This window comes from Sphingomonas sp. SFZ2018-12 (assembly GCF_022496715.1).
Taxonomy (GTDB): domain Bacteria; phylum Pseudomonadota; class Alphaproteobacteria; order Sphingomonadales; family Sphingomonadaceae; genus Sphingomonas.
This window is the reverse complement of the sequence record NZ_WTFM01000008.1, coordinates 47,605-66,955: the sequence shown is the minus strand read 5'-3', so window position 1 is coordinate 66,955 and position 19,351 is coordinate 47,605. Positions and strand designations below refer to the sequence as shown.

Below are 19,351 nucleotides of genomic sequence, written 5' to 3'. Positions count from 1 at the left end.
GTCCAGCTCACCGGCGAACAGGTGCCGGCGATCGGCCCCGACGGTCAGCCGATCACGCCCTATGCGTCGAACACGGGCCAACAGGGGCAGCTCAGCGCCCGCCAGGCCGAAGCGCAGCGCCGGGCGAACGAGGCGCGCGAGCTGCGCGACAGCGCCCGTCGGTCGACGCTCATCGCGTTCAACGGCAACGAACAGGGCGGTGGTCGCGCCCTGGGCGGGGCTGGCGGCGACGCGGCTCAAAGCGAGGGTGGCACTCCACCAGCTCGGACCACGCTCGACACGCTGAAGCAAACCTCGGCGATCGGGACCGCCACAGCCCGGATGATCGGCGACCGCAACTACCTCGTCACCGCCGGGGCGATCATTCCCTGCACCCTGCAGACGGCGATGGACAGCAGCGTGCCGGGCTACTCGACGTGCATTATCCCGCGCGACGTGTATTCGGACAACGGCCGCGTCGTGCTGCTCGAGAAAGGCACGCGCGTTTTCGGCGAGTATCAGGGCGGGTTGCAGCGCGGGCAAAACCGCCTGTTCGCGATGTGGACGCGGGCGGTCACGCCCCGCGGCGTCGCGATCGACATTGGTTCGCCGGCGTCCGATCCGCTCGGCCGCGCCGGCATCACCGGCAAGATCGATCGGTTCTTCTGGCAACGCTTCGGCGCTGCGCTCCTGTTCAGCGTCCTCGATACGGGCGGGCAGATCGCCGGCCAGGCTGTCAGCCCGGAAGGCTCCACGGTGTTCCGCACCCCCGGCGACACGACGTCCCAGGTGCTACAGGATACCCAGCAAATCCGGCCGATCGTCCGCGTCAATCAGGGAACCGAGCTGGCGATCACCGTCGCCAAGGATTTCGACTTCTCACAAGTCTATGGGCTCGGCCTACGGTGACGGTCGCGGCCTTCCGCAACACGGCAGTCCTCGATCATGCCGTGCGGCCGCTGCGCCGCTACCTCGATGACGACGGGGTGACGGAAGTCGTCATCAATGAGCCCGCGATTGTGGGTGTCGAGCGCTACGGTGGTTGGACGTGGGAACGGGAGGAGGAGCTGACGCTCGACTCTCTCAACCAGCTCGCGCGCGCCGCTGCTGCCTACACATCGCAGGACGTGACGCGCGAGAATCCGATCTGCTCGACCGTGTTCCCGACCGGCGAGCGCGTCCAGCTCGTCATGCCGCCCGTGGTCCCCGACGGCACCGTGTCGATCACGGTGCGGAAGCCGTCGACCAAAACCCTGACGATGCAGGATTTCGAGGCCAGCGGCCTGTTCGCCGATACGAAGGTGGCGAACAAGCGGGTTAGCAGCGTCGAGGAACGCCTGTTGGGGCTGCTCCATGCGGGCCGGCATGTCGAGTTCTTCGAGCTGGCGGTTCGCAGCCGGCTCAACATCCTGATCTCGGGCGCGACCGGCTCCGGCAAGACGACGTTCTCCAAGGGACTCATCAAGCTCATTCCGGAAAATGAGAGGCTGCTGACGATCGAGGACACGCGCGAGCTCGTCGTGCCGCACAAGAACGTCGTCCATATGATCTACAGCAAGGACGGCACCGGCACCGCCAAGGTGACGGCGAAGGAGCTGCTCGAAAGCGCACTGCGGATGCGGCCTGACCGCATCCTCCTCCAGGAGCTGCGCGACGGGACGGCGTTCTTCTACCTGCGCAACGTCAACAGCGGCCATCCTGGCTCGATCACGACGATACACGCGGACTCGGCCGAGCTGGCGTTCGAGCAACTGACGCTGCTCGTGAAGGAGAGCGAGGGCGGCGCCGATCTCGCGCGCGACGACATTCGCTCGCTGCTCAAGATCCTCGTCGACGTCGTGGTTCAGATGAAGAAGATCGACGGCAAGTTCCGCATGACCGAGATCTACTACGATCCGGAAGGCCGCCATGCCGCCTAAAAGAGGGACCATCCTCGCGGCGGGCATCCCGATCGCGATCGGCGTGGCCTTCCTCATCGCGTCGGTCGTGGCGTGGATTTACCTCGGCCTCCCCAGCTCGAAGTTCGACCCGCTCAAGATGCCGGCGTTCTTCTGGTATTACCGCGGCGATCCGGTCGTGCTGAAGGCGCTCGGCGCCGGGATGCTCGTCGGCCTCATCGTTGCCGGCCTGATGCTTTGGTTCCTCGTCAAGCGGAAGCCGCCGCTGCACGGGGCGGCCCGCTTCGCCAAGGAAGGCGAAATCCGCCAAGCCGGCTTTCGCGCCGAAAACGGCATCGTCCTGGGCAAGAAGGGCGGCAAGTTCCTGACCTTCGGCGGGACCGAGCATTGCATCGTTGAAGCCCCCACCCGGTCAGGCAAGGGCGTCGGCATCGTCATCCCCAACCTCCTGTCCTGGCAGGAGTCGGTCGTCGTCCTCGATGTGAAGCGCGAGAATTGGGACGCGACCGCCGGCTTCCGTCAGAAATACGGACAAGCGGTCTACCTGTTCAACCCGACGGACCCCGAGGGGCGGACCGCTCGCTACAATCCGCTCGGCTATATCGATCGCAGCGACGCCGACCAGGTGGTGATCGAGCTGCAGAAGATCGCGACGATGCTGTTCGTTCCGCCCGAGCGCGGCGAGCCGTTCTGGACGGACTCGGCGCGGACCGCGTTTGTCGGTGTCGGCGCATATCTCGCCGTCGCCGATCAGCCGTTTACCATTGGCGCAATCTACCGCCTGATGACGACGGGGGACACGCGCGGCTATTTCCGCCGCGTTCTCGACGATCGCTCGCTCAACTTGTCGCAAGGCTGCCGCAACGCTCTCGCCGACTTCACGTCGGGCGCGGACAACACGTTCGCCGGTATCGTCCAGACCGTCACCTCGAAGCTGAGCCTATGGCTCAACCCCCGCGTCGACGCGGCGACGGAGGAAACCGATTTCGACCTGCGCCTGCTCCGCACCAAGCCCATGTCGGTCTATCTCGGCGTGTCGCCCGACGAGCTGGATCGCGTCGCGCCGCTCTACAACCTGCTGTTTCAGCAACTCATCGATCTGAACGTGCGCGAGCTGCCGGGCGATGAAACGCCCCTCCAGGTCCTCGTCATCCTGGACGAGTTCGCCCGGATCGGGCGCGCACAGGTGATCGCCAGCGCCTTCTCTTATGTCGCGGGCTACGGCATCCGCCTGCTGCCGGTCATCCAGTCACGATCGCAGCTCCGCGCCGTCTATGGCGAACACGTCGCCAATGAGATCGTCGCCAACTGCGGCGTCGAGGTGGCGTTCACGCCTAAGGAGCTGCGTGTCGCGAACGAGCTGTCGGAGCGCATCGGCTATATCGGGCAGGAGTCCGTTACCAAGTCGCTCACGATCAACGGGATGCTGGCGAACCGCTCAAAGTCCATGTCGGACCAGCGTCGGGCGCTCCTCCTCCCCCAGGAGCTGATGCAGTTCCCCGATCAGGAATTGCTGCTGCTGCGCGGCGGCATCCCCCCGATCCACGGCGACAAGATACGCTACTATGCGGACGCGCTGTTCCGGAGCCGCGTCCAGCCCGCGCCGGACGTGCCGCCGATCCCCCGCATCATCCGCGACGATGAGGACCTGCCGGACTGCGTGATGCCGACCTTCGACCAGCTCACGGACCCGGACCCGCTGTCGTTCGCGATGGATTGCGTCGTCACCCAGGATCATCCCGACATGCTCATCGACGTGTCGGCCGAGCAGCGTGGAAATGAGGTCGTAGGTGTAATCGAACAGGAGCGGTGAGATGGTTGAGAAGGTCGAGACTGCCAGCGCCGGCGCCAATAACGACAGCCGCCGCAAGCGGCCGATGGAAGTGCCGGCCGATCTGGAGTCGCGCTTCCTGCGCGTCGGGAACAAGCTCTATCGCAGCGCGCACGACAAGGAGCCTGTGGCGACGATCACGCCCGATCGGATCAAGGCTAAGGATCGGGAGTCGCTGCCGGACCTGGTGAGGCTCGCCAAGGAGAATGGTTGGACTTCGATCAAGATCAGCGGCGACGAAGAGTTCAAGCGTGCCGCATTCCTTGCCGCCTCCGCGCAAGGCATCAAGATCGACGGGTATCAGCCCGACGCCAAGACGCGCGCCGCGGCCGATCGCGAGCAAGCCCGCCAAACGGGCGTGACGCCGGCGAGGGAGGCGACGCACCGCACCACCAATCAGGCGCGCGACAACAAGGAACAGGTCGATCCCCGCGTTGACCTGGCCGAACGGTTCCGACGCCAGTCGGACGTCCAGAACGCGAAAGACCCCGAGCTGCGCAAGGCGCAGAGCGCGGTCGCCTTCGCAATGACGGTCGCGGAGAAGCGGTTCCCGGGGGACACTGCGAAGCAGCGCGAGTTCGTTGCTGAGCGCAAGGAAGACGTCGCGGCGCGGATCAGCCGCGGCGAGATGATCGCCGGCATCGAGGTCAAGCAACAGCAGGCGCAGCGCGTCCGCGAAGTCGAGCAAAGCCAGATATTGCAGAAGTCGCGCTCGGTCGGGGGGCGCTGAGGGTGCGGACCGCGCTGCTGCTGGGCTTCGCAGCCGTCGCCCTCGCCGGTTGCGAGAAGTCGATCGAGGGAACCTACAATCTCGAGAACGGGCCGATCGACGGCGTGGTGTCGACGTTCGGCCCGAAGACGTTTGCAATGTCGAGCGGCGCCGGCGGGACTTATGAGCGCAAGGGCGATACCCTGATCCTCACCGGCCCGAGCTTCAGCGGGACATTCCGCATCGAAGGTGACAAGCTCGTCGGGGACCGCTTCACGTTTGTTCCCCGATCGCCTGACGACAAGTCGCCGATCTACCGCGGCCCGCGCGTCGGCTATGATAAGAGCGGAGCGGCCCGCTAGCAGCCCGCCCGCGGCCAAAAGGGGCGAACTGCCCCGGATGGTGCCGGGTGGCCCCCTGCGGGCCTTCCCAGCCCGTCTAACGCCGCTTCTTGCCTTTGGGCGGGTCCGCATCAGTCGGAAGCTCGGTTGCCAGCACCTCGCCCGTTCGACTGTCGATCAGGTCGGTGCGAAGGTCGGCGACCCTGACGACGCACATGGTCGTGTCGTCCTCGATTGGGGACGAGAAGGTGGCATCGGTGTGGTCGCGAACGCAGCCGATGCTTCCGCCGGCTCCCCAGGTTCCGACCGTTCCCGACATGCGGACGCGCAGCGCCCCGGCGAGCGCGCGGCCCTCGTCGGGCGTCACGACACGGCTCCACGTCAGCGTCTCCCGGCGATACGGCTTGCTCAAGCCGATCACGGTCGTTTGGTGGTGTTGAATGTCGACTGCCGCGCCGAAACCGTTCACCCCTTTCGACCTGGTGACGGGGGCATTGGAACAAACGAACGGCCGGAACTGGTAGGCTTGGTCGGCCGCGCCGGTCAGCGCCGCGCCCGGTCCGCGCCGCATCATGTAGGTGCTGGCTAAGCCCTGCTGCACTGAGACCTTCAACACGCCAGCGTCCCGCGCGTAAGTCCAATAGGGCTGGCACTTGAAGGTGTCATACGCGAACTCGGCAACCGGAATCTCGATGACGAAAGTCCTGCCCGAAAAGTCGGCCGAGGGTGCGGCGTCGAACGCGTCTGTTGCGATGTGCGTGATGAGGCGGAGCGTCGCGGCGGTGAGCTGACCGTCCGTCACCGGCTCAGCATGGGCGGCGGTTCCGATCATGATGCTGATCGCGCCGGCGACGAGCTTGCCGCGCATCAATCGTTGCAGACGTCACATATTGCGAAGTCGGCCGTGACGGTGCCGTCGCTCGCTCGGAACGGGTTGCCGCAATGGCCGCACGTCTCCGTTGGAACGCCGCTCTCGACCACAGCTTGCCCGCGTCCAGCACGCCGATCGGCGTGCCATTTCCGCTTCTCTTCTTCCGTGAACGACATGACCGCCCCGATTTTGATTTTCGATTGCCTTAGCGATGCAAGGTTACTGACCGCCTAAAGCTCCGGCTGCTCGTGCGGCGATCCCAGCCTCTCCCATGCCTCCTCGTATTCGGCGAGGACGTAGGACTTCGGTTGAAGCCAGTAGGAGACGGTGCCAGCCGCGTTGACGCCTCGATGCGCCGCTGCCTTCACCTCATCGAGCGTGAGGACGTAGCACGTGGGATTGGCGGTGTTCGCTTTGATGGTGATGACCCACCACCGTGAGCAAAGACGGTCGAGCGACCCACCAAGGGGCACCGGCGCGCGCTTAGAAAGCGCCTTCGACTGGATCGGTATGACGCGCAGCTCGTCATCGCTCGCTGCATAAAGGTCAGCGCCTCGCGCATTCCGCACTGTCGGCATGACGTGCCAGCCCCGCCGCGATAGCTCGCGTGCAACATGATAGAGGCCGGCGTTGCCGGTGAGCTGGTGACGCATAGGTGTGCCACGTGGCACACCTATCCGGAGAACACCAAGCCGCGCTCCCAAAGCCACGCCTCCAGCTCTGCGACAGTCTGCTTACCCAGGTTCGGGACGCCTTTGAGGTCCCGCTTGTGCAGGGCAGCTACCCTCGAAGGGAGCTGCGCGTCTCGCTCGATCGGGTCGGTCTCTGGTTCGACGATAATTAGGGGAAGCACGTTACGGGCGCGGACGGACAGCGCCGATCGGTTCGGCTCCTTGATTCTGGATTTGGCGCGGCGTTCGGATGCGGCGATTAAGTCGCGAATCCGGTCCTTGCTGACGCCAAACTCCGCAGCGATCTCCCTGTAGGTAGCCCCTGCCGCTTTGCGCGCCGCCATGCGTGCGCCGCGGTCGTCGGTCTCGCGTTTCGCGACTGGACCGGGGCGACGCACCTCGATGGTCTGCTGTCCATCGATCCACAGCCGAACGGCATCTAACCTCTCTGCCTCGATTGCGGCGCGCGCTTTACGCTTCGCGTCGTCGAGGTCTGACGCGACGAGTAGACTGAGCGGTTGATCGATTCCGCTCCCGACCTTGTAGAAACCGAACTGCGGCATCTGATGATCCTAACGGCGTCTGGAGGGCGGCGGGGGTGTGCCACGTGGCACACCCCGATCGGGCGGCCGATCGTCGCGGCCCCGCGCCTGGGCCTCCCTGACCCGCTTCTCGGCGTCGCGAAGCACGCGATCAGGGATCGTCTCGATCGTAGCCCGCTCTTGGATAAACTGACGCACATCGCGCGCCAGCCTACGATCTTCGCGATCGGCGCTACGGTCGAGCTGCTCGGCCGCAACCTCGAAGCGGCGCTTGGTGTCCTGCCAGCGTGCCCGCGTCTTCGCGACGAACGCCGGTTGCTGGGCCTTGCCAAGCGCGACCTGCATCGCCTCCCGCGCCTGTCGTAGGTCGGCATCTGTCGGCTGCCTCGACACCCCGTTACGTATTCTCGCGCGGAGCTGGGTGAGCGCCATGCTCGTGCCGGCCCTCCCCTGCCCGCGCGTGTAGCGAGGCGTCGCCTCGGCCTCGACACCGCGGCTGCGGAGCGCGGCGGCGAACGCCTCACGAAAGCGAAACAGATCCTCGCGCCGCGGATCGAAGCGCTTCCGGTCCAGGCCCTCGGCCTGCACCGTCAAATGGACGTGCGGGCGCGGGGTGTCGGTATGGAGCGACATAAGCCAGTCGTGATTGTCGCCGATCAGCAGCTCGGCCGCCTCGCGGACAGATTGCTTCACCGTCTCGGGGTTTGTCCCCTCCGGCATCGAAAACACCATTGCGACGGCCGATACCGACGTCCCCTGCCGCCAGTAGAGCGGGTCCGACCATTCGTCGGCGATCCGCTGCGCGTCCTCCTTCGACACGATCTCCTCGCGATCGCGCGTCTCCATGCGAATGTCGCCGTGGCGGCCGATATAGTCCAAATGCGCTTTGAGGTGCTTCGCACCCTTTTTCCGGCCCGTGACCTTCACCAGCACCTCGGGGCTTCGCCTGACGACTCGCGCCAGCGTCGACCTCGCGTCGGAGTAGCGGACCGCCGCCGTCGACGATGAAGGCGCAAATGGACCGGTCCCCTCGAACAGGTGCCGGGTATATTTGATGTTGGGGTCGCTGATGGTGCGAGGCTTGAAGCGGGGCTTCATCGCCTCCCAAAGCTCGTCCTCGCGCTCTCCGAACGGCATCAGTCGGCGACCTGCCAGAACGCGGTTTCGCCGCGCAGAACCTCTGCCAGCGCCGCGATCTGCCCGTTGATCTCCTCACGCATGTCAGCGATCCGGCGTAGCTCCAGTTCGATCTGCAGGCCGCTGTCCGCCATCATCGCGGCATTGCCGGCCTTCATCGCCTGGTTCAGATTCCGGCCGATGCGCTGAAGCTGCATCCGGATCGGCGCGATGGCGTCGCGCATCCCGTCGTCGACGGTGCCTTTGAGCGCGATGTGCCGGCGAACGAGCGCCTTGATCCACCCCGCGCGATCGACGCCGCGCTCGGCCGCGCGATGGTCGAGGACCGCCGCCTCGGCGCTGGTGAAGGTTAGCGACACGCGATTGCCAGCAGGATCGGCACGCGGCGCGATCCGCGGCGCATCGGCAACCTGCTTCAAGGCTTGTTGGAGGATCGAGCGGAGCAAGGCGCTGCGCCCTCCCCTGCCCTCCGCCAGTGCATCGAACGCCGCCAGCAGGTCGCGGTCGACGCGCGCGGTCAACATCGCCGTTTCTTTGGTGGGGGATGCAGGCTGCGGCGCGGTCGACATGGCCTGTAGGGCTAATGTAATACGACAAACGCAGCAATACCTATCCTGCCATCAATCATCCCCCACCTAAATCTGCTCTCCACGTGTGCCACGTGGCACACCCCAGTTTTTCTGAAGCGATGAAGGCGCGGAAGGAAAGATTGTGTCTAGGTGCGAGCGACGGCCGCTGCCGGCGCTCCCCGCTGCACCGGCGCGATCAGCGCCATTTCACGATGCGAGGGGCATCCTCATCATCGAAATGCACCAATGCCTCGATGACCATCGCGCGCTTGCCCTCGATCTCCATCGTCGGCCGCTCCACCTTCGGCTTGCTCGGCCTGGGCTTTGCTGACGGAGCTGGAGGCGCAACCGCGTCAACGTGCGGAGGGTCGTCGCTCGCCTGCGTCGTTGCGATCGGCGTCTCGGCGACCGCGCGCTCGGCCTCCTGATCCCGGATTTCGTCCGTCGTCTCACCGGGAGCGGGGCTATCCGTCTCGTCAACCAGCATGGGAGAGGCCGGTTCGATCTCGGCTTCCGGTTCCGTTGACGACGTGGGCGCTGGGCTGGGCGCGGCGGTCTTCTTCGCCCCGAGGTCGCGCGCGAACCGCTCGCACGCCAGCACCGTCATGTCTTCGACCGCGGTGTTGGCTACAAACGCACGGGTGGCGGTATCGTCCTTCTTCGCGGCCTGGGCGAGCGCGACCGCGCTTCGCATCGAAATGTCCGCGAACAGCGCCGCGATGTAGTCGGGCGCGCTCGCGAGCCCCTGATAGCGGGTCAGCAGCGTGCGATTTCGCCCCGTCGCGCGCGCCAGCTCGGCGAGCGAGCGCCCCTTCGCCACTTGCCCGGTCACGAACCGGATCATGTCGGCCGTCGACAGATCCTCGCGCTGGTCGTTCTCGATGAACTGATCGATGCGGACCTGCTCCACGTCGTCGGTCTTGCTGACGATCGCGCGGACCTGCACGCCGAGCTTCTGGCAAGCCCGCCAACGCCGCTCGCCGAACATGATGCGATAGCGACCGTCCGCATCCTTCGGCGCGACGGTGATCGGCTGAAGCTGGCCCCGCTCTTTGATCGTTTCGGCCATCTCATCGATCTTGGCCGGATCGATCTCGCCGCGGACGTTCTCGGGGTCGGGATATACAAGCTCGGTATCGAGGAGCTGCACGCGATCGGCGTCCGCCACCGCGGCCTTTTCACTGAATACGTCGAAGTTGGCGAAATCCATTATCCGTGGCTCCCGATGCGGGTCATGGCTTCCTCGAGGAACGCGCGCATCGCCGGCAGCGAGCTGCGGGTGTCCTTGTCGAAGCGCCACACCGGCACATGCTCCTGAAGAGCCTGGCTGTAATGCGCGCGCTCTGGAAGCGTGGCCGCGAAGAGATTGCGCCCGATCTTGCTCTTGAGCGCGGCGAGCATATCCATCTGATGCCGGTCGTTTGCGCGAACCCGGTTCGCGACGAGCCCGACGACGTGGATCGGCGTCGACCGGCCGCGCTGGTTCACGGTCGCGATCGAGTCCGAAACCTGCTTCGTCGCAGCCGGGCCGAACGGCCCCAGCTCGACGGGAACGATAAGGTGGTCGCACACCATCAGCGCCGCGAAGTTGATCCACGACCAGGACGGCGGCGTATCGACGACGCAATAATCGAAGTGGGGATCGAGCGCGGGAAAATTGGCGCGCAGATTGGTAAGCGCGCGCGGGTAATCCGCGTCATACTCGCCGCCCATCCTATTCGAGTAAATCGCGAGCCTCGGGAGCGCGGGAGGCACGGCATATCCAGGCTCGAACAGCGGTTTGCAGCTCCCAATGTTCTCGAAGTCGGCAAGCGCGTCGGTCGCGTTGCACTGGCGATCGAGGTCGAGGAACAGCACGCGATGCCCGGCGTCGGCAAGATGCCATGCCAAGTGACAGGCGATGGTCGTCTTGCCGGCACCGCCCTTCTCGACGTTGATGGCGATCGTCTTCACGCCTTACCAGCCTCGATCCGACGGGTTGGTCCAATGGTCATAGCCCTGATAGTTGGAGTCCGTCCGCGTGTTGCGGCGCGCCTCCTCCTCGGGGGTGTCGCCGCTCCACGTGCGGGGACGGCGACGATCGCCCCCGCCGCTGAAGAAGGCCCAAGCGACCAGGGCGATCAGCCCGATCGTCAGCAGATTGTCCCACTCCATCGCTCGCCTCCTTGCCTTGATGAAAGGCGCATCCTGTAATAAGTGGTATCTGAAATCACGTCAATAGGTGGTATCAACAATGCACGTGACTCGGGATGACCACTAGCAAAGCCGGAGCCGCTGGTCGCCCGCGGATTAACGCGGAGAAGACGATGGCGCGCTTTCCGGAAGGGACGCTGGGGCGGATCAAGTCGGTGCTGCGCGAGGGCGAGAACCAGGCCGACTTCATGCGCGAGGCGGTGGAGCTGGAGCTACGCCGGCGAGAGGGGCCGCCCGTGGGCGGCCCCGGCCGATCCTAGTCGCGGTCCTCCGAACCCTTGGCGAGGATGGCGAAGCCGTCGGCGATCAGCTCGACCGTGTAACGCTTGCCCTCGGCCGAGTCGTAGGAGTTCTGGCGAACCCGGCCGGTGATATGCACCAGGTCACCCTTCTGCGCCTTGGCGGCGCGCTCGATCAGCCTGCCGAACAGCGTCACCTCGTTCCAATGCGTGTCCGTCACCCACTCGCCGTTCTCCTGGCGGTTGTAGTTGGCGGCGACGCTGACCTTCGTCACCTTATCATGCTCCGTGGTCTTGCTGACCCGGCCGATGATCCGAAACTCCGCGATGTTCTGCATGGTCCTGTCCCTTCGATCGATCAGGCTCATTCCTGATGGGAATTGAAGGGGTGCGCAGCCGCCGCGATCAAGAGAAAAAACGGAGGGTCCGCGCAGCGGAAACCGTAGGCGCAGCCGGTTATTCTCTTGATCGTATAAGGCGGCCAGCGCCCATTTTCCCATCGACACAGGAATAGCCGGTTGAAGGGGCATGGCTAATGGGCTCGCGACGCGTTCGACCCGGCCCGGGTGCTGGATCGCGGGGCAAGATGATGGTCGACCAGCTCGCCCGACGGCCGCCGGGAAACTCGGATGGCGACAACGTGGAAGAAGAGGGACGCCGACGCCGATCGCACCGACTCTTCGCTGAAGATCTGGCGCTACAGTCGCGTTCGTCACCGAAAAACGGCTCGGCCTGGCTCCACGTCAGTCATTTGAGCGCAACAGAAAACGCATGCTCCCCTCGGGAGCACCGCGCCGTAGGCGCGTCCGACGGTTGGGCTGGGTGGTGTCGGTTGTGGTGCTCGCTTGATCTCGGTTCAGGGCTGCTCGCGCCGTCAGGCGTCAGGGCGTTGGCCGACTAGGCCAACTCCATTTGAACATAGAACAGATGAATCTGTGAGCGGTTGACCATTTTTTTGAGACTCTTGCTTCTCTACCGCGATAGCGAGGCTGTCCATGATGCGGCGCAAGCCTTCGTCCTCGATGTCCTCGGCGACGACTTGGCGAGGCGTGCGCCAGAGGCGCCACGCCTCGATCTCCTCGATCCTGTCCGCCTCCCGTTGCACCACGTCATCGGGGAGCGGAACGGGCCGAAGTCGACGGGGAAGGAAGCGAGCGAGCCGGTTGGGGAAGCTCATGCGATAGACGCTGGACGTCTGTGCGTTCCGGGCCTTGGGGCGATCGGCCGGGGGATCGATCGGCACGCACCGGCGCTGCTTGTCTAGCAGGCCCATCTTGGCGAGGATCGACAGACCGCGCCCCACACTGGCGCGGGATAGGCCGGTCGCGGCCTCGATCCAATGCCACGTCGGAAACACCCTGCCGGCGCATGTGCGGGCGAGCGTCGTAAGCTGCTCGAACACGCGCACGGCCGCATTGGTAATCAGCGTCGCAAGCCGTTCGTCCTCGGTCAGCGCACGGCCCTCCGCGCGAGCGAGACGCCGGACGGCGTTCTTCCGCTTCAGCAGCTCGACGGCCTTCTTGTAGAGGCGGTCAGGCTCGCCCTTGGCGTAGCTGTAGAAGAAGTCCTCCTCGAACGTGCCGGCGAGGCGGCTGTTCGGGTGGACGTGCGCGCGCGTGGGATTTGGTGAGCCCGATCGCGATCTCGGCCGCGCCTGCTCTATGCGCTCAAGCGCCATGAAGCTCGCTTTCGCGAGTGTAACAGCTCCCATCGTCCGTCCCCTTCGTTGGGGCCGGGACCAGGCAAAACTAGAGCGTGGCGCGAAGCGCGCTCCCTTGAACCGCAGCTCGGGAACGGGTATGAGAGGGGTGTTCTGTTGACCCGATCGATGCCGCCAAGCATCGCTCATCACGTTCCAGGGTGCCCGGCCTTCGTGCCGGGCATTCGTTTATGTGGTCACGGCCGCTCCCTGTCCGACCGATCGCATGATGCGACCAGTTCAACAGTATTGTTGCCGAACAAAAACGCGCCCTGAAACAGTTAAAGTTCGTGCTTTCGCGGACCGACTCGACAATTCGTTCGTGCTATCGCGGATGAAGACGAAATAGATTCGTGCTTTCGCGGATGAAGCCGCCCGCTCAATTCGTGCTATCACGGATCAAAGCGGCTGCACTTCGTGCTTTCGCGGATGAATAGACCGCGGTTTAGCGAATCGATTCGTCAGTTCGCGAGAAGGCGAGCCTTGGCCTCGATCCGCACACGGTTGTAGCTCGGCACGCGCCCCCCCGGTGTCGCCGGCTCGGGGCCGATCAGCCCGAGGCGGAAGTCGGGGATGGCGTCGGCTTCCACGATCCCTTTGAGAACGTGCCGGAAGTGGGGGAGGGAGTTCTGATAGCCGAGCTGGCGGCGCAGCTCGTCCAGCTCGATCTCAACCGGCCCATCGGTGCATGACGATCGCGCGATTTCATAAAGCCGCCGTTCGACGGGGCCGAGCTGGAAATAACCGCTCGCATAGTCAAGTATCTGGCGGTCGCGCAGGATCGCGCGGTAAAGCCAGTCGCACAACCGAACACGAATGGCTTTCAGCCGGCGCGTTTCGCCGCCGTCCTCCTTCGTGCGTGAATAATAGAGCTTCGCTTCCGACAGCCACGAGAAGTAACCTTCCTCGCCCTCGCCGCCGGCCTCGATGTTGGTCTTGATCTGCGTGCCTTGCAGGCGCTCAAGCGCCTGCGACAACCGGGTGTAGGATCGCGCGGAAGGATTGTTGCCTGTTACGCAAAACAGGTCGTGGGCGGTGAAGTGGAACTCCTGCGACACCTCCCCCCCGGCCTCCAGGCGAGCGATCATCAAGCTCGCGATGTAGAGGACGATTTCCTTGTCGTAGATCGTCGCGGCGCCCTTCGACGTCGGCACGATCTCGATCGATACCGACCCGTTCTCATAGGACAGCGGTTTCGTCCATTTGCCCTTGCTCAAGGCGAAGAACGGAAACGCCATGAGCGATCGTTCGCCACGCACGTCAGCGAGAAGGGGGCTATCCAGCACGAACAGGTCGCCTTGCTTTGCGGGCATCACCGTTGCCAATGCCCGACCTCCGTTGCCGCGTCATCCGCGAAAGCACGAACCCTTGGCCTTCGCGCATCCGCGATAGCACGAATCGAGGGCGCTTTCCCTTTGTGGAACGGGGGGAAAGCTGGCGATCGGGCTCCATCTTCGTGCTTTCGCGGATGGAGGGGACCGACCGGCATCTCTCTCTCAAACGATCGATTTTGAAGCGCCGCCATGTGAGAACACTTAACAGACGCATCGTCGTTCTCAAAACGCATTCTCTATTCATGCGCGCCATGCTAGGCATCGGTGATGAGTTCTGAGAACAATCCATGCTGATCGGCTACGCGCGGGTGTCTACCGCCGAGCAGGACCTTACGCCGCAGCTAGGCCCGTTGCGCGATGCAGGCTGCGAGAAGGTTTTTTCCGATAGGGCGAGCGGCGCAAAAGCAAACCGCCCCGGCTTGGCTGACGCGCTCTCGCACGCGCGCGCCGGCGACGTGCTGGTGGTGTGGAAACTCGACCGTCTCGGCCGAACGATGAAAGGGCTCGTCGACCTCGCGGCCGACCTGGCGGAGCGCGGCATCGGCCTTCGCTCCCTCACGGATGGAATCGACACCGCTGGCACTGCTGGCAAGCTCGTGTTTCACATCATGGCTGCGATGGCGGAGATGGAACGCGATTTGGTTCGCGAGCGCACGACGGCCGCGCTGATCGTAGCGCGGAGTGAGGGCAGGGTTGGGGGACGAAAGACGGTTATGACCCCGGAGCGGATCGCGGCGGCCCGCAAACTTCTCGCTTCCGGCATGAAGGGGCGCGAGATAGCGGCGGCGATCGGCGTCTCGGTCCCGACGCTCTACCGCCACCTGCCGGCGTCGGCTCAGGAGCCGGTCATCGTGGAAGGGGAAGGGGCGGGCGGGTGAACGTCTGGCTCTTTTCCGGGGCGCAAGGCCTGTCAGCCCTGACGGTCGACGGGGACGGGGGCAACCTCCCCGACGAGTTGGGGCCTTGGTCGAAGGTTCGGGCGGTCGAGCTGCAGAACGACACGCCCGACGAGCAGGAAGCCATCGCCCTGATTGGCGAGCATGGATTTTGCTGCTTCGATTGACCGCCGTCGCTAGCGGCTCGCTATTGCATCTAGGACCGTGCTGCAATGCGTTGAACGGTTCATCTAGCTCGTTCACTTTTCGTTCTGTCGCGCGTTACAAGGGCTGCGAAGGGAATCATGATGCTGCCACTGATGCAGCCGGTCCCGCTCGCCGACGTGCCGATGGGGACTGTCCTACGTGTCGTTGGTGCTGCGGGGGCCGGCTTTCCAAGCCCCGCCCAGGATTGGGAGGACGACGCGATCAGCCTGATCGAGCTGCTGCGGCTCGATCGACCGGCGAGCTTCGTCTTTCGGATCAGCGGGAGCAGCATGGTCGAGGCCGGCATCTACGATAACGACGTCGTAGTGGTGGACCGCGACACCCGCCCAGCAGAAGGGCATATCGTCATTGCGCTCGTCGACGGTGGGTTCGTCTGCCGCCAGCTCGTCCGTCGCCGCGGCGCGATCCAGCTCGAAGCGCGCAACAGTCAGCAATGCTATGAGCCCATCTCGGCCGAAGGCATCGAGATTTGGGGGGTCGTGCGGACCGGCGTCCGCGACTATCGGCGCTAGCCGCATGTCGTGGGCGATCGTCGACATAGCCAACTTCTACGTCAGCGCCGAACGGCTGTTCGACCCGAGCCTGCGGGGCGTGCCGGTTATCGTCCTGTCCAACAACGATGGGTGCGCGGTCGCCAGGAGCGAGGAAGCGAAGGCTCTCCACGTCCGCATGGGGGAGCCAGTCTTCAAAATCCGCGACCGCATCAAGCGGCACGGCATCCAACTCCGGTCTAGCAATTATGAGCTGTATGCGGACCTCAACCGGCGCTTCAACGCCGTCATCGCCGACCACGCCGACACGGTGGAGATCTACTCGATCGACGAAAGTTTCTTCCGGCTGCCGGTCCTCCGGACCGGCCTCGGCGATGTGAACGCCGCGCACCTGGTCCGGGAGGACATAGCGCGATCGGTCGGCTTGCCGACCCGGATCGGGCTGGGGCCGACCCGCACCCTGTCGAAAGTCGCCAATGCGCTAGCGAAGGCGACCGAGAAAGTGTGGGGCGGGGTGGTCGACCTGCACGACGTGGAGTTGCGCCGGCGACTATTCGAGCAATGGCCCGTCGGGGAGGTATGGGGGATTGGCGGGGCGCTGGAAGCGCGGCTCCGGCCCCTGGGCGTCAAGACGGCGGCCGATCTGACGGCGCTGACCCCTGCGGTCGCGCGTGACGTGGGGACGGTGGTGCTCGAACGCCTCGTGCGCGAGCTGGGCGGCGTCGAGTGCGATGACTTCAAGGTCGCACCCGAGCCGCTGAAGGCGACCGCGGTGACGCGGCAATTCGGCGAGCCCGTTACGGCGCTGGTCGAGCTGCGCGAGGCAATGGCGCGCCGCGCTGCGCGCGCGGCCGAGAAGATCAGGGCGCAGGGGCTGATGGCGAGTCGATTGATCGCGTTCGCGCACGGCTCCCGATACCGGCCCAACCCGCCGTCGGCGTCGCGCTCGGTTCGGCTCTCCCCTCCGACAAACGACTCTCGCGTGATCGTCGGATTCGCGGGAAAGATGATGGAGGCGATGTTTCAGCCGGGCGGCATCTATACGAAGTGCGGCGTGCTGCTGGAGGACCTGGTGCGCGAAGGGGAGGGGCAGGCGGACCTGTTCGCTGCTCCTGACCCCAAGGCGCCGGCGTTGCTCGCCGCGATGGACGGCCTCAACGATCGGTTCGGACGGAATACTGTCTTGCTGGCGGCCCAAGGGTGCGGGGCGCGGTCGTTCGACACCAAGCGGTCGCAGAAGAGTCCGGCCTGGACGACGCGGATCGGGGAGATACCCGTGGCGCGATAGTGTGCCACGTGGCACACTTACGCCGATGAAAACCGAGCCTGATGGATTTGAACAATCGGCCCGCATCGTCGCAGCCTTCGCGCAAGGCGAGGCGAACGATCGGGTGCTGACGTCGCTGGGTCAGATTGCCGAGGCGATCCGCGCCCGCCCAAGCGACGACTAGTCGCCGGCCATGTGCAATCGCGCCCGCATGTCGAACGAACCCGAAACCCTGTTCGGGTCGGCTGCGAAGCTCTTTAGCGAGCGGCCGCGCGACAATCGGTTCGACCCTCGCGAGCTGCGACCGAAGAGCCGCAATTACGTCATCCGGGAACAGGACGGGGAACGGGCCTGGGACGTGATGAGCTGGGACGTTCTCGGCGGTAAGGCTCGCTATCCCATGACCAACGTCCGCGACCTGGCGCTCCCACAATGGCGTAGGCTCGCGGCCAGCCGGAAAATCGGTGCGTCGTCCCGCTAACCAAGTTCTGCGAGTTCACCCCTGAGAAGCACGACCTGGGCGATGGCAAACCCCCGCTGAAAGGCGAGATGTGGTTTGGCGTCGTGGATCAGCCAGTGTTCGCGGTCGCGGGCTTCTGGCAACGAACCGAAGAGGGCAACGGCTTCACGATGGTCACGTGCGACCCCAACACGTTGGTCGCGCCGATCCATCCTAAGGCGATGATAACGATCCTAAGCCCCGAGGACGTCGATACCTGGCTGCGCGGTTCCTATGACGACGTGGTGGCCCTGCAGAAGCCCTACGACCCCGATCTGATGACGGTGCGCGGGCCTGTGTTCCCCACCCGTCGCCCCGAGCGGTGAAACCGCTCTAGCGGCTCCGATCCTTGTCGCGGGGCGGGGGAACTGCGCCGCGATCGGGGGTGCGGCCAAGGTCGGCGTTCAGCTCGCCCCCCGACTTGATCCGATCGGCGACAAGCTGGCGCGTCGACTCCGCGATCGTGGTCATCATGCGCGCGCTCTCGCCCCGATCGCGCGCGGTCTTCAACGCCGCGTCGACGATCGCCTGGGCGGGTGCGAGACGCGGATCGGCGTTGTTCTTCTCGGCCGTGTTCTTGAGGAACAGGGCGGCAAGGCGCTCCTGCCCCGGCGAATGGCCGGGGGGAAGAACGGGCTTCTCGAGCGCGCGAACCGCGCGCTGAAGGTGCGCGGGCTGCTGCGTGTTGATCTGGACGCCCAGCGCCGCGCCGATCTCGCGCACACGCTCAAGCGGCGTCTGCTGCTGGCTGATAACGGCGTCGACCTGCCGGACGCCCAAATAGGTGAGAAGGTGGGACTGATAGACCGGCCCCTTGGCGTGCCGGACATAGGCGAGTTCCGTGCGCGCATTCTCGATCGCGCTCGCCGGCGCATCCTCCTTCATCAATCCGCGAAGTCGCTCGGCCGCCTGCTGCCGCGCCACTGGAAGGAGACGCTCCAGTTCGTCGCGCACCTTGCCGAGCGTCATCCGGTAACGCTGTCCCTCGGGCGGCGCGCGCTGGGGGAGCATGGCGATGCCGGCGGGGCCGATGCGCGCCTCGGGCGCGAGCTCGCGCCGGATCGCCGCGGCGGCGAGGACCGCGCTCATGGCGCGGTGATCGCCGGTCAGAAAGCCGTGGCGGGAGGCTTCCATCCATGCCGTCTTGTCGATCGCCGAAATGCGGATCGGGTGGCCGGCCTCGCGCGCGACCTGGGCGGCGTGGTGCCGCATGGTGCGGCCATTGCCTTCGCGGAAGGGATGAACGGCGTTCAGCTCGTTAATGTGATTGCCAAGCCGGTCGAAGAAGTCCTCGCGCGCAAGGCCGCGAAAGCCGTTCTTCGCGGCCATGTCGCGGAAGACGGCATCAAGGCTGCTGGCGATATAGGGGGAATGTGCGAAGCGCGCCCCGCCCTTCGCGGTGTCGACGGTGCGGTCTTTGCCCGCCCACTCGTAGACGTCCTGAAACAGGTGCTTGTGAAGGGCGCGATAGCCGTTCGCCGTGTCCGGAAAGGTGAGGCGCGCGGCCTCCGCGCCGCGCGCCATCGTCAGCTTCAGCTCAAGCTCGGTTAGGGCTTTGTCGTCGGTGATCCCATGCAGATTCCGAAGCGTGTCGGTGCCGGGATAAACGTAAGGATCGTTCGCCAACGTCAGGCTGCGAGCTGGCCGGTTCCCGATTTATAGATGTCGAGGATAATCGACGGCATGAGCGCGGGCGGCACGCCCTCGTCCAGCATGAGCGCGAACATCGCATCGTCCTCGTCGGTCGGGATCATGTCCTCGATGACAAGATTGGCGCGCGATTCCGCGACGTCCTCGCGCCACAGCGCGACCTGCTCGGGGGTGCCACGCTCGAAGGTCATCGAGCGGATACGTCCGCGCAGCAGCTCAAGATCGATGTGGGCCATACCGTCTTCCTCTCGTCATAACCCTACGCTTTCCAAGGTGATTCCTCAACAAATCACTTTAAGCAACCGCCGAGAATCGCGTTGCGGACCGC

General features: G+C 65.1%; 24 protein-coding genes and 1 pseudogene. 12 read left to right on the top strand and 13 right to left on the bottom strand.

What is annotated here, in order from left to right; all coding sequences use genetic code 11:
• From virB10 to GO308_RS17980, 5 genes are all read left to right on the top strand, one after another.
• A partial coding sequence (gene virB10, locus GO308_RS18000) for a type IV secretion system protein VirB10 (RefSeq protein ID WP_240886395.1) occupies positions 1–888 on the top strand: 888 nt, incomplete at its 5' end.
• Positions 885–1,898 (top strand): P-type DNA transfer ATPase VirB11, encoded by a 1,014-nt coding sequence (gene virB11 / locus GO308_RS17995; protein ID WP_240886394.1) that lies wholly within the window; start codon positions 885–887, stop codon positions 1,896–1,898. The genes virB10 and virB11, both read left to right, overlap by 4 nt.
• The gene (locus GO308_RS17990; protein WP_240886393.1) at positions 1,888–3,690 is read left to right on the top strand and encodes a type IV secretory system conjugative DNA transfer family protein; all 1,803 of its coding nucleotides are present in this window, start codon (positions 1,888–1,890) and stop codon (positions 3,688–3,690) included. The genes virB11 and GO308_RS17990 overlap by 11 nt, the downstream gene beginning before the upstream one ends.
• Before the next feature lies 1 nt (position 3,691).
• The gene (locus GO308_RS17985) at positions 3,692–4,438 is read left to right on the top strand and encodes an LPD7 domain-containing protein (protein WP_240886392.1); all 747 of its coding nucleotides are present in this window, start codon (positions 3,692–3,694) and stop codon (positions 4,436–4,438) included.
• Positions 4,439–4,440: 2 nt separating this feature from the next.
• Positions 4,441–4,779, top strand: coding sequence for a hypothetical protein (locus tag GO308_RS17980; protein ID WP_240886391.1), 339 nt, complete (start codon positions 4,441–4,443; stop codon positions 4,777–4,779).
• A 76-nt stretch (positions 4,780–4,855) separates the two neighbouring features.
• Here the strand turns inward: GO308_RS17980 and GO308_RS17975 are convergent, their stop codons facing one another.
• From GO308_RS17975 to GO308_RS17940, 8 genes are all read right to left on the bottom strand, one after another.
• On the bottom strand, positions 4,856–5,626 hold the full coding sequence (locus GO308_RS17975) for a hypothetical protein (protein ID WP_240886390.1): 771 nt from the start codon (positions 5,624–5,626) through the stop codon (positions 4,856–4,858).
• Between the two features lie 233 nt (positions 5,627–5,859).
• The gene (locus tag GO308_RS17970) at positions 5,860–6,282 is read right to left on the bottom strand and encodes a hypothetical protein (protein WP_240886389.1); all 423 of its coding nucleotides are present in this window, start codon (positions 6,280–6,282) and stop codon (positions 5,860–5,862) included.
• 20 nt (positions 6,283–6,302) lie between these two features.
• A complete protein-coding gene (locus GO308_RS17965; protein WP_240886388.1) occupies positions 6,303–6,863 on the bottom strand; it encodes a hypothetical protein in 561 nt (186 codons plus the stop codon).
• Between the two features lie 9 nt (positions 6,864–6,872).
• On the bottom strand, positions 6,873–7,979 hold the full coding sequence (locus tag GO308_RS17960; RefSeq protein ID WP_240886387.1) for a relaxase/mobilization nuclease domain-containing protein: 1,107 nt from the start codon (positions 7,977–7,979) through the stop codon (positions 6,873–6,875).
• On the bottom strand, positions 7,979–8,503 hold the full coding sequence (locus GO308_RS17955; protein ID WP_240886386.1) for a hypothetical protein: 525 nt from the start codon (positions 8,501–8,503) through the stop codon (positions 7,979–7,981). Before GO308_RS17955 ends, GO308_RS17960 begins: the two co-directional genes overlap by 1 nt.
• Positions 8,504–8,744: 241 nt before the next feature.
• On the bottom strand, positions 8,745–9,758 hold the full coding sequence (locus GO308_RS17950; protein WP_240886385.1) for a ParB/RepB/Spo0J family partition protein: 1,014 nt from the start codon (positions 9,756–9,758) through the stop codon (positions 8,745–8,747).
• Entirely contained in the window at positions 9,758–10,501 is a 744-nt protein-coding gene (locus tag GO308_RS17945; protein ID WP_240886384.1) for a ParA family protein, read from the bottom strand. Before GO308_RS17945 ends, GO308_RS17950 begins: the two co-directional genes overlap by 1 nt.
• Before the next feature lie 3 nt (positions 10,502–10,504).
• Positions 10,505–10,702, bottom strand: a complete 198-nt coding sequence (locus tag GO308_RS17940) for a hypothetical protein (protein ID WP_066671161.1) — start codon at positions 10,700–10,702, stop codon at positions 10,505–10,507.
• 95 nt (positions 10,703–10,797) lie between these two features.
• On the opposite strand from GO308_RS17940, the gene GO308_RS17935 reads away from it, so the two are divergent.
• Positions 10,798–11,001, top strand: coding sequence for a YlcI/YnfO family protein (locus GO308_RS17935; RefSeq protein ID WP_240886383.1), 204 nt, complete (start codon positions 10,798–10,800; stop codon positions 10,999–11,001).
• Here the strand turns inward: GO308_RS17935 and GO308_RS17930 are convergent.
• From GO308_RS17930 to GO308_RS17920, 3 genes are all read right to left on the bottom strand, one after another.
• Complete coding sequence (locus tag GO308_RS17930) at positions 10,998–11,318, bottom strand: single-stranded DNA-binding protein (RefSeq protein ID WP_240886398.1); 321 nt, start codon at positions 11,316–11,318, stop codon at positions 10,998–11,000. The genes GO308_RS17935 and GO308_RS17930 overlap by 4 nt on opposite strands.
• Before the next feature lie 536 nt (positions 11,319–11,854).
• Positions 11,855–12,658: an RNA replicase gene (locus GO308_RS17925; protein ID WP_240886382.1), complete on the bottom strand. Its 804-nt coding sequence runs from the start codon at positions 12,656–12,658 to the stop codon at positions 11,855–11,857.
• Positions 12,659–13,140: 482 nt separating this feature from the next.
• The gene (locus GO308_RS17920) at positions 13,141–13,992 is read right to left on the bottom strand and encodes a replication initiator protein A (RefSeq protein WP_240886397.1); all 852 of its coding nucleotides are present in this window, start codon (positions 13,990–13,992) and stop codon (positions 13,141–13,143) included.
• A gap of 308 nt (positions 13,993–14,300) precedes the next feature.
• Between GO308_RS17920 and GO308_RS17915 the strand changes: the two genes are divergently transcribed.
• The 6 genes and pseudogenes from GO308_RS17915 to GO308_RS17890 all read left to right on the top strand — a co-directional run bounded on the left by GO308_RS17915 (position 14,301) and on the right by GO308_RS17890 (position 17,699).
• Positions 14,301–14,891 carry a recombinase family protein gene (locus GO308_RS17915; protein ID WP_240886381.1) on the top strand — a complete coding sequence of 197 codons (591 nt, stop codon included), beginning with the start codon at positions 14,301–14,303 and terminating at the stop codon, positions 14,889–14,891.
• Entirely contained in the window at positions 14,888–15,076 is a 189-nt protein-coding gene (locus GO308_RS17910) for a hypothetical protein (protein WP_240886380.1), read from the top strand. Before GO308_RS17915 ends, GO308_RS17910 begins: the two co-directional genes overlap by 4 nt.
• A gap of 117 nt (positions 15,077–15,193) precedes the next feature.
• Positions 15,194–15,628 carry a S24 family peptidase gene (locus GO308_RS17905; RefSeq protein ID WP_240886379.1) on the top strand — a complete coding sequence of 145 codons (435 nt, stop codon included), beginning with the start codon at positions 15,194–15,196 and terminating at the stop codon, positions 15,626–15,628.
• A 4-nt stretch (positions 15,629–15,632) separates the two neighbouring features.
• On the top strand, positions 15,633–16,895 hold the full coding sequence (locus tag GO308_RS17900; protein ID WP_240886378.1) for a Y-family DNA polymerase: 1,263 nt from the start codon (positions 15,633–15,635) through the stop codon (positions 16,893–16,895).
• Between the two features lie 25 nt (positions 16,896–16,920).
• Positions 16,921–17,058: a hypothetical protein gene (locus tag GO308_RS17895; protein ID WP_240886377.1), complete on the top strand. Its 138-nt coding sequence runs from the start codon at positions 16,921–16,923 to the stop codon at positions 17,056–17,058.
• Positions 17,059–17,067: 9 nt separating this feature from the next.
• A pseudogene (locus GO308_RS17890) lies at positions 17,068–17,699 on the top strand (SOS response-associated peptidase family protein).
• Between the two features lie 7 nt (positions 17,700–17,706).
• On the opposite strand, the gene GO308_RS17885 reads toward GO308_RS17890, so the two are convergent.
• A complete protein-coding gene (locus GO308_RS17885) occupies positions 17,707–18,999 on the bottom strand; it encodes a Fic family protein (protein ID WP_240886376.1) in 1,293 nt (430 codons plus the stop codon).
• Positions 19,000–19,001: 2 nt separating this feature from the next.
• The gene (locus GO308_RS17880; protein ID WP_240886375.1) at positions 19,002–19,259 is read right to left on the bottom strand and encodes a hypothetical protein; all 258 of its coding nucleotides are present in this window, start codon (positions 19,257–19,259) and stop codon (positions 19,002–19,004) included.
• Positions 19,260–19,351: the final 92 nt, after the last annotated feature.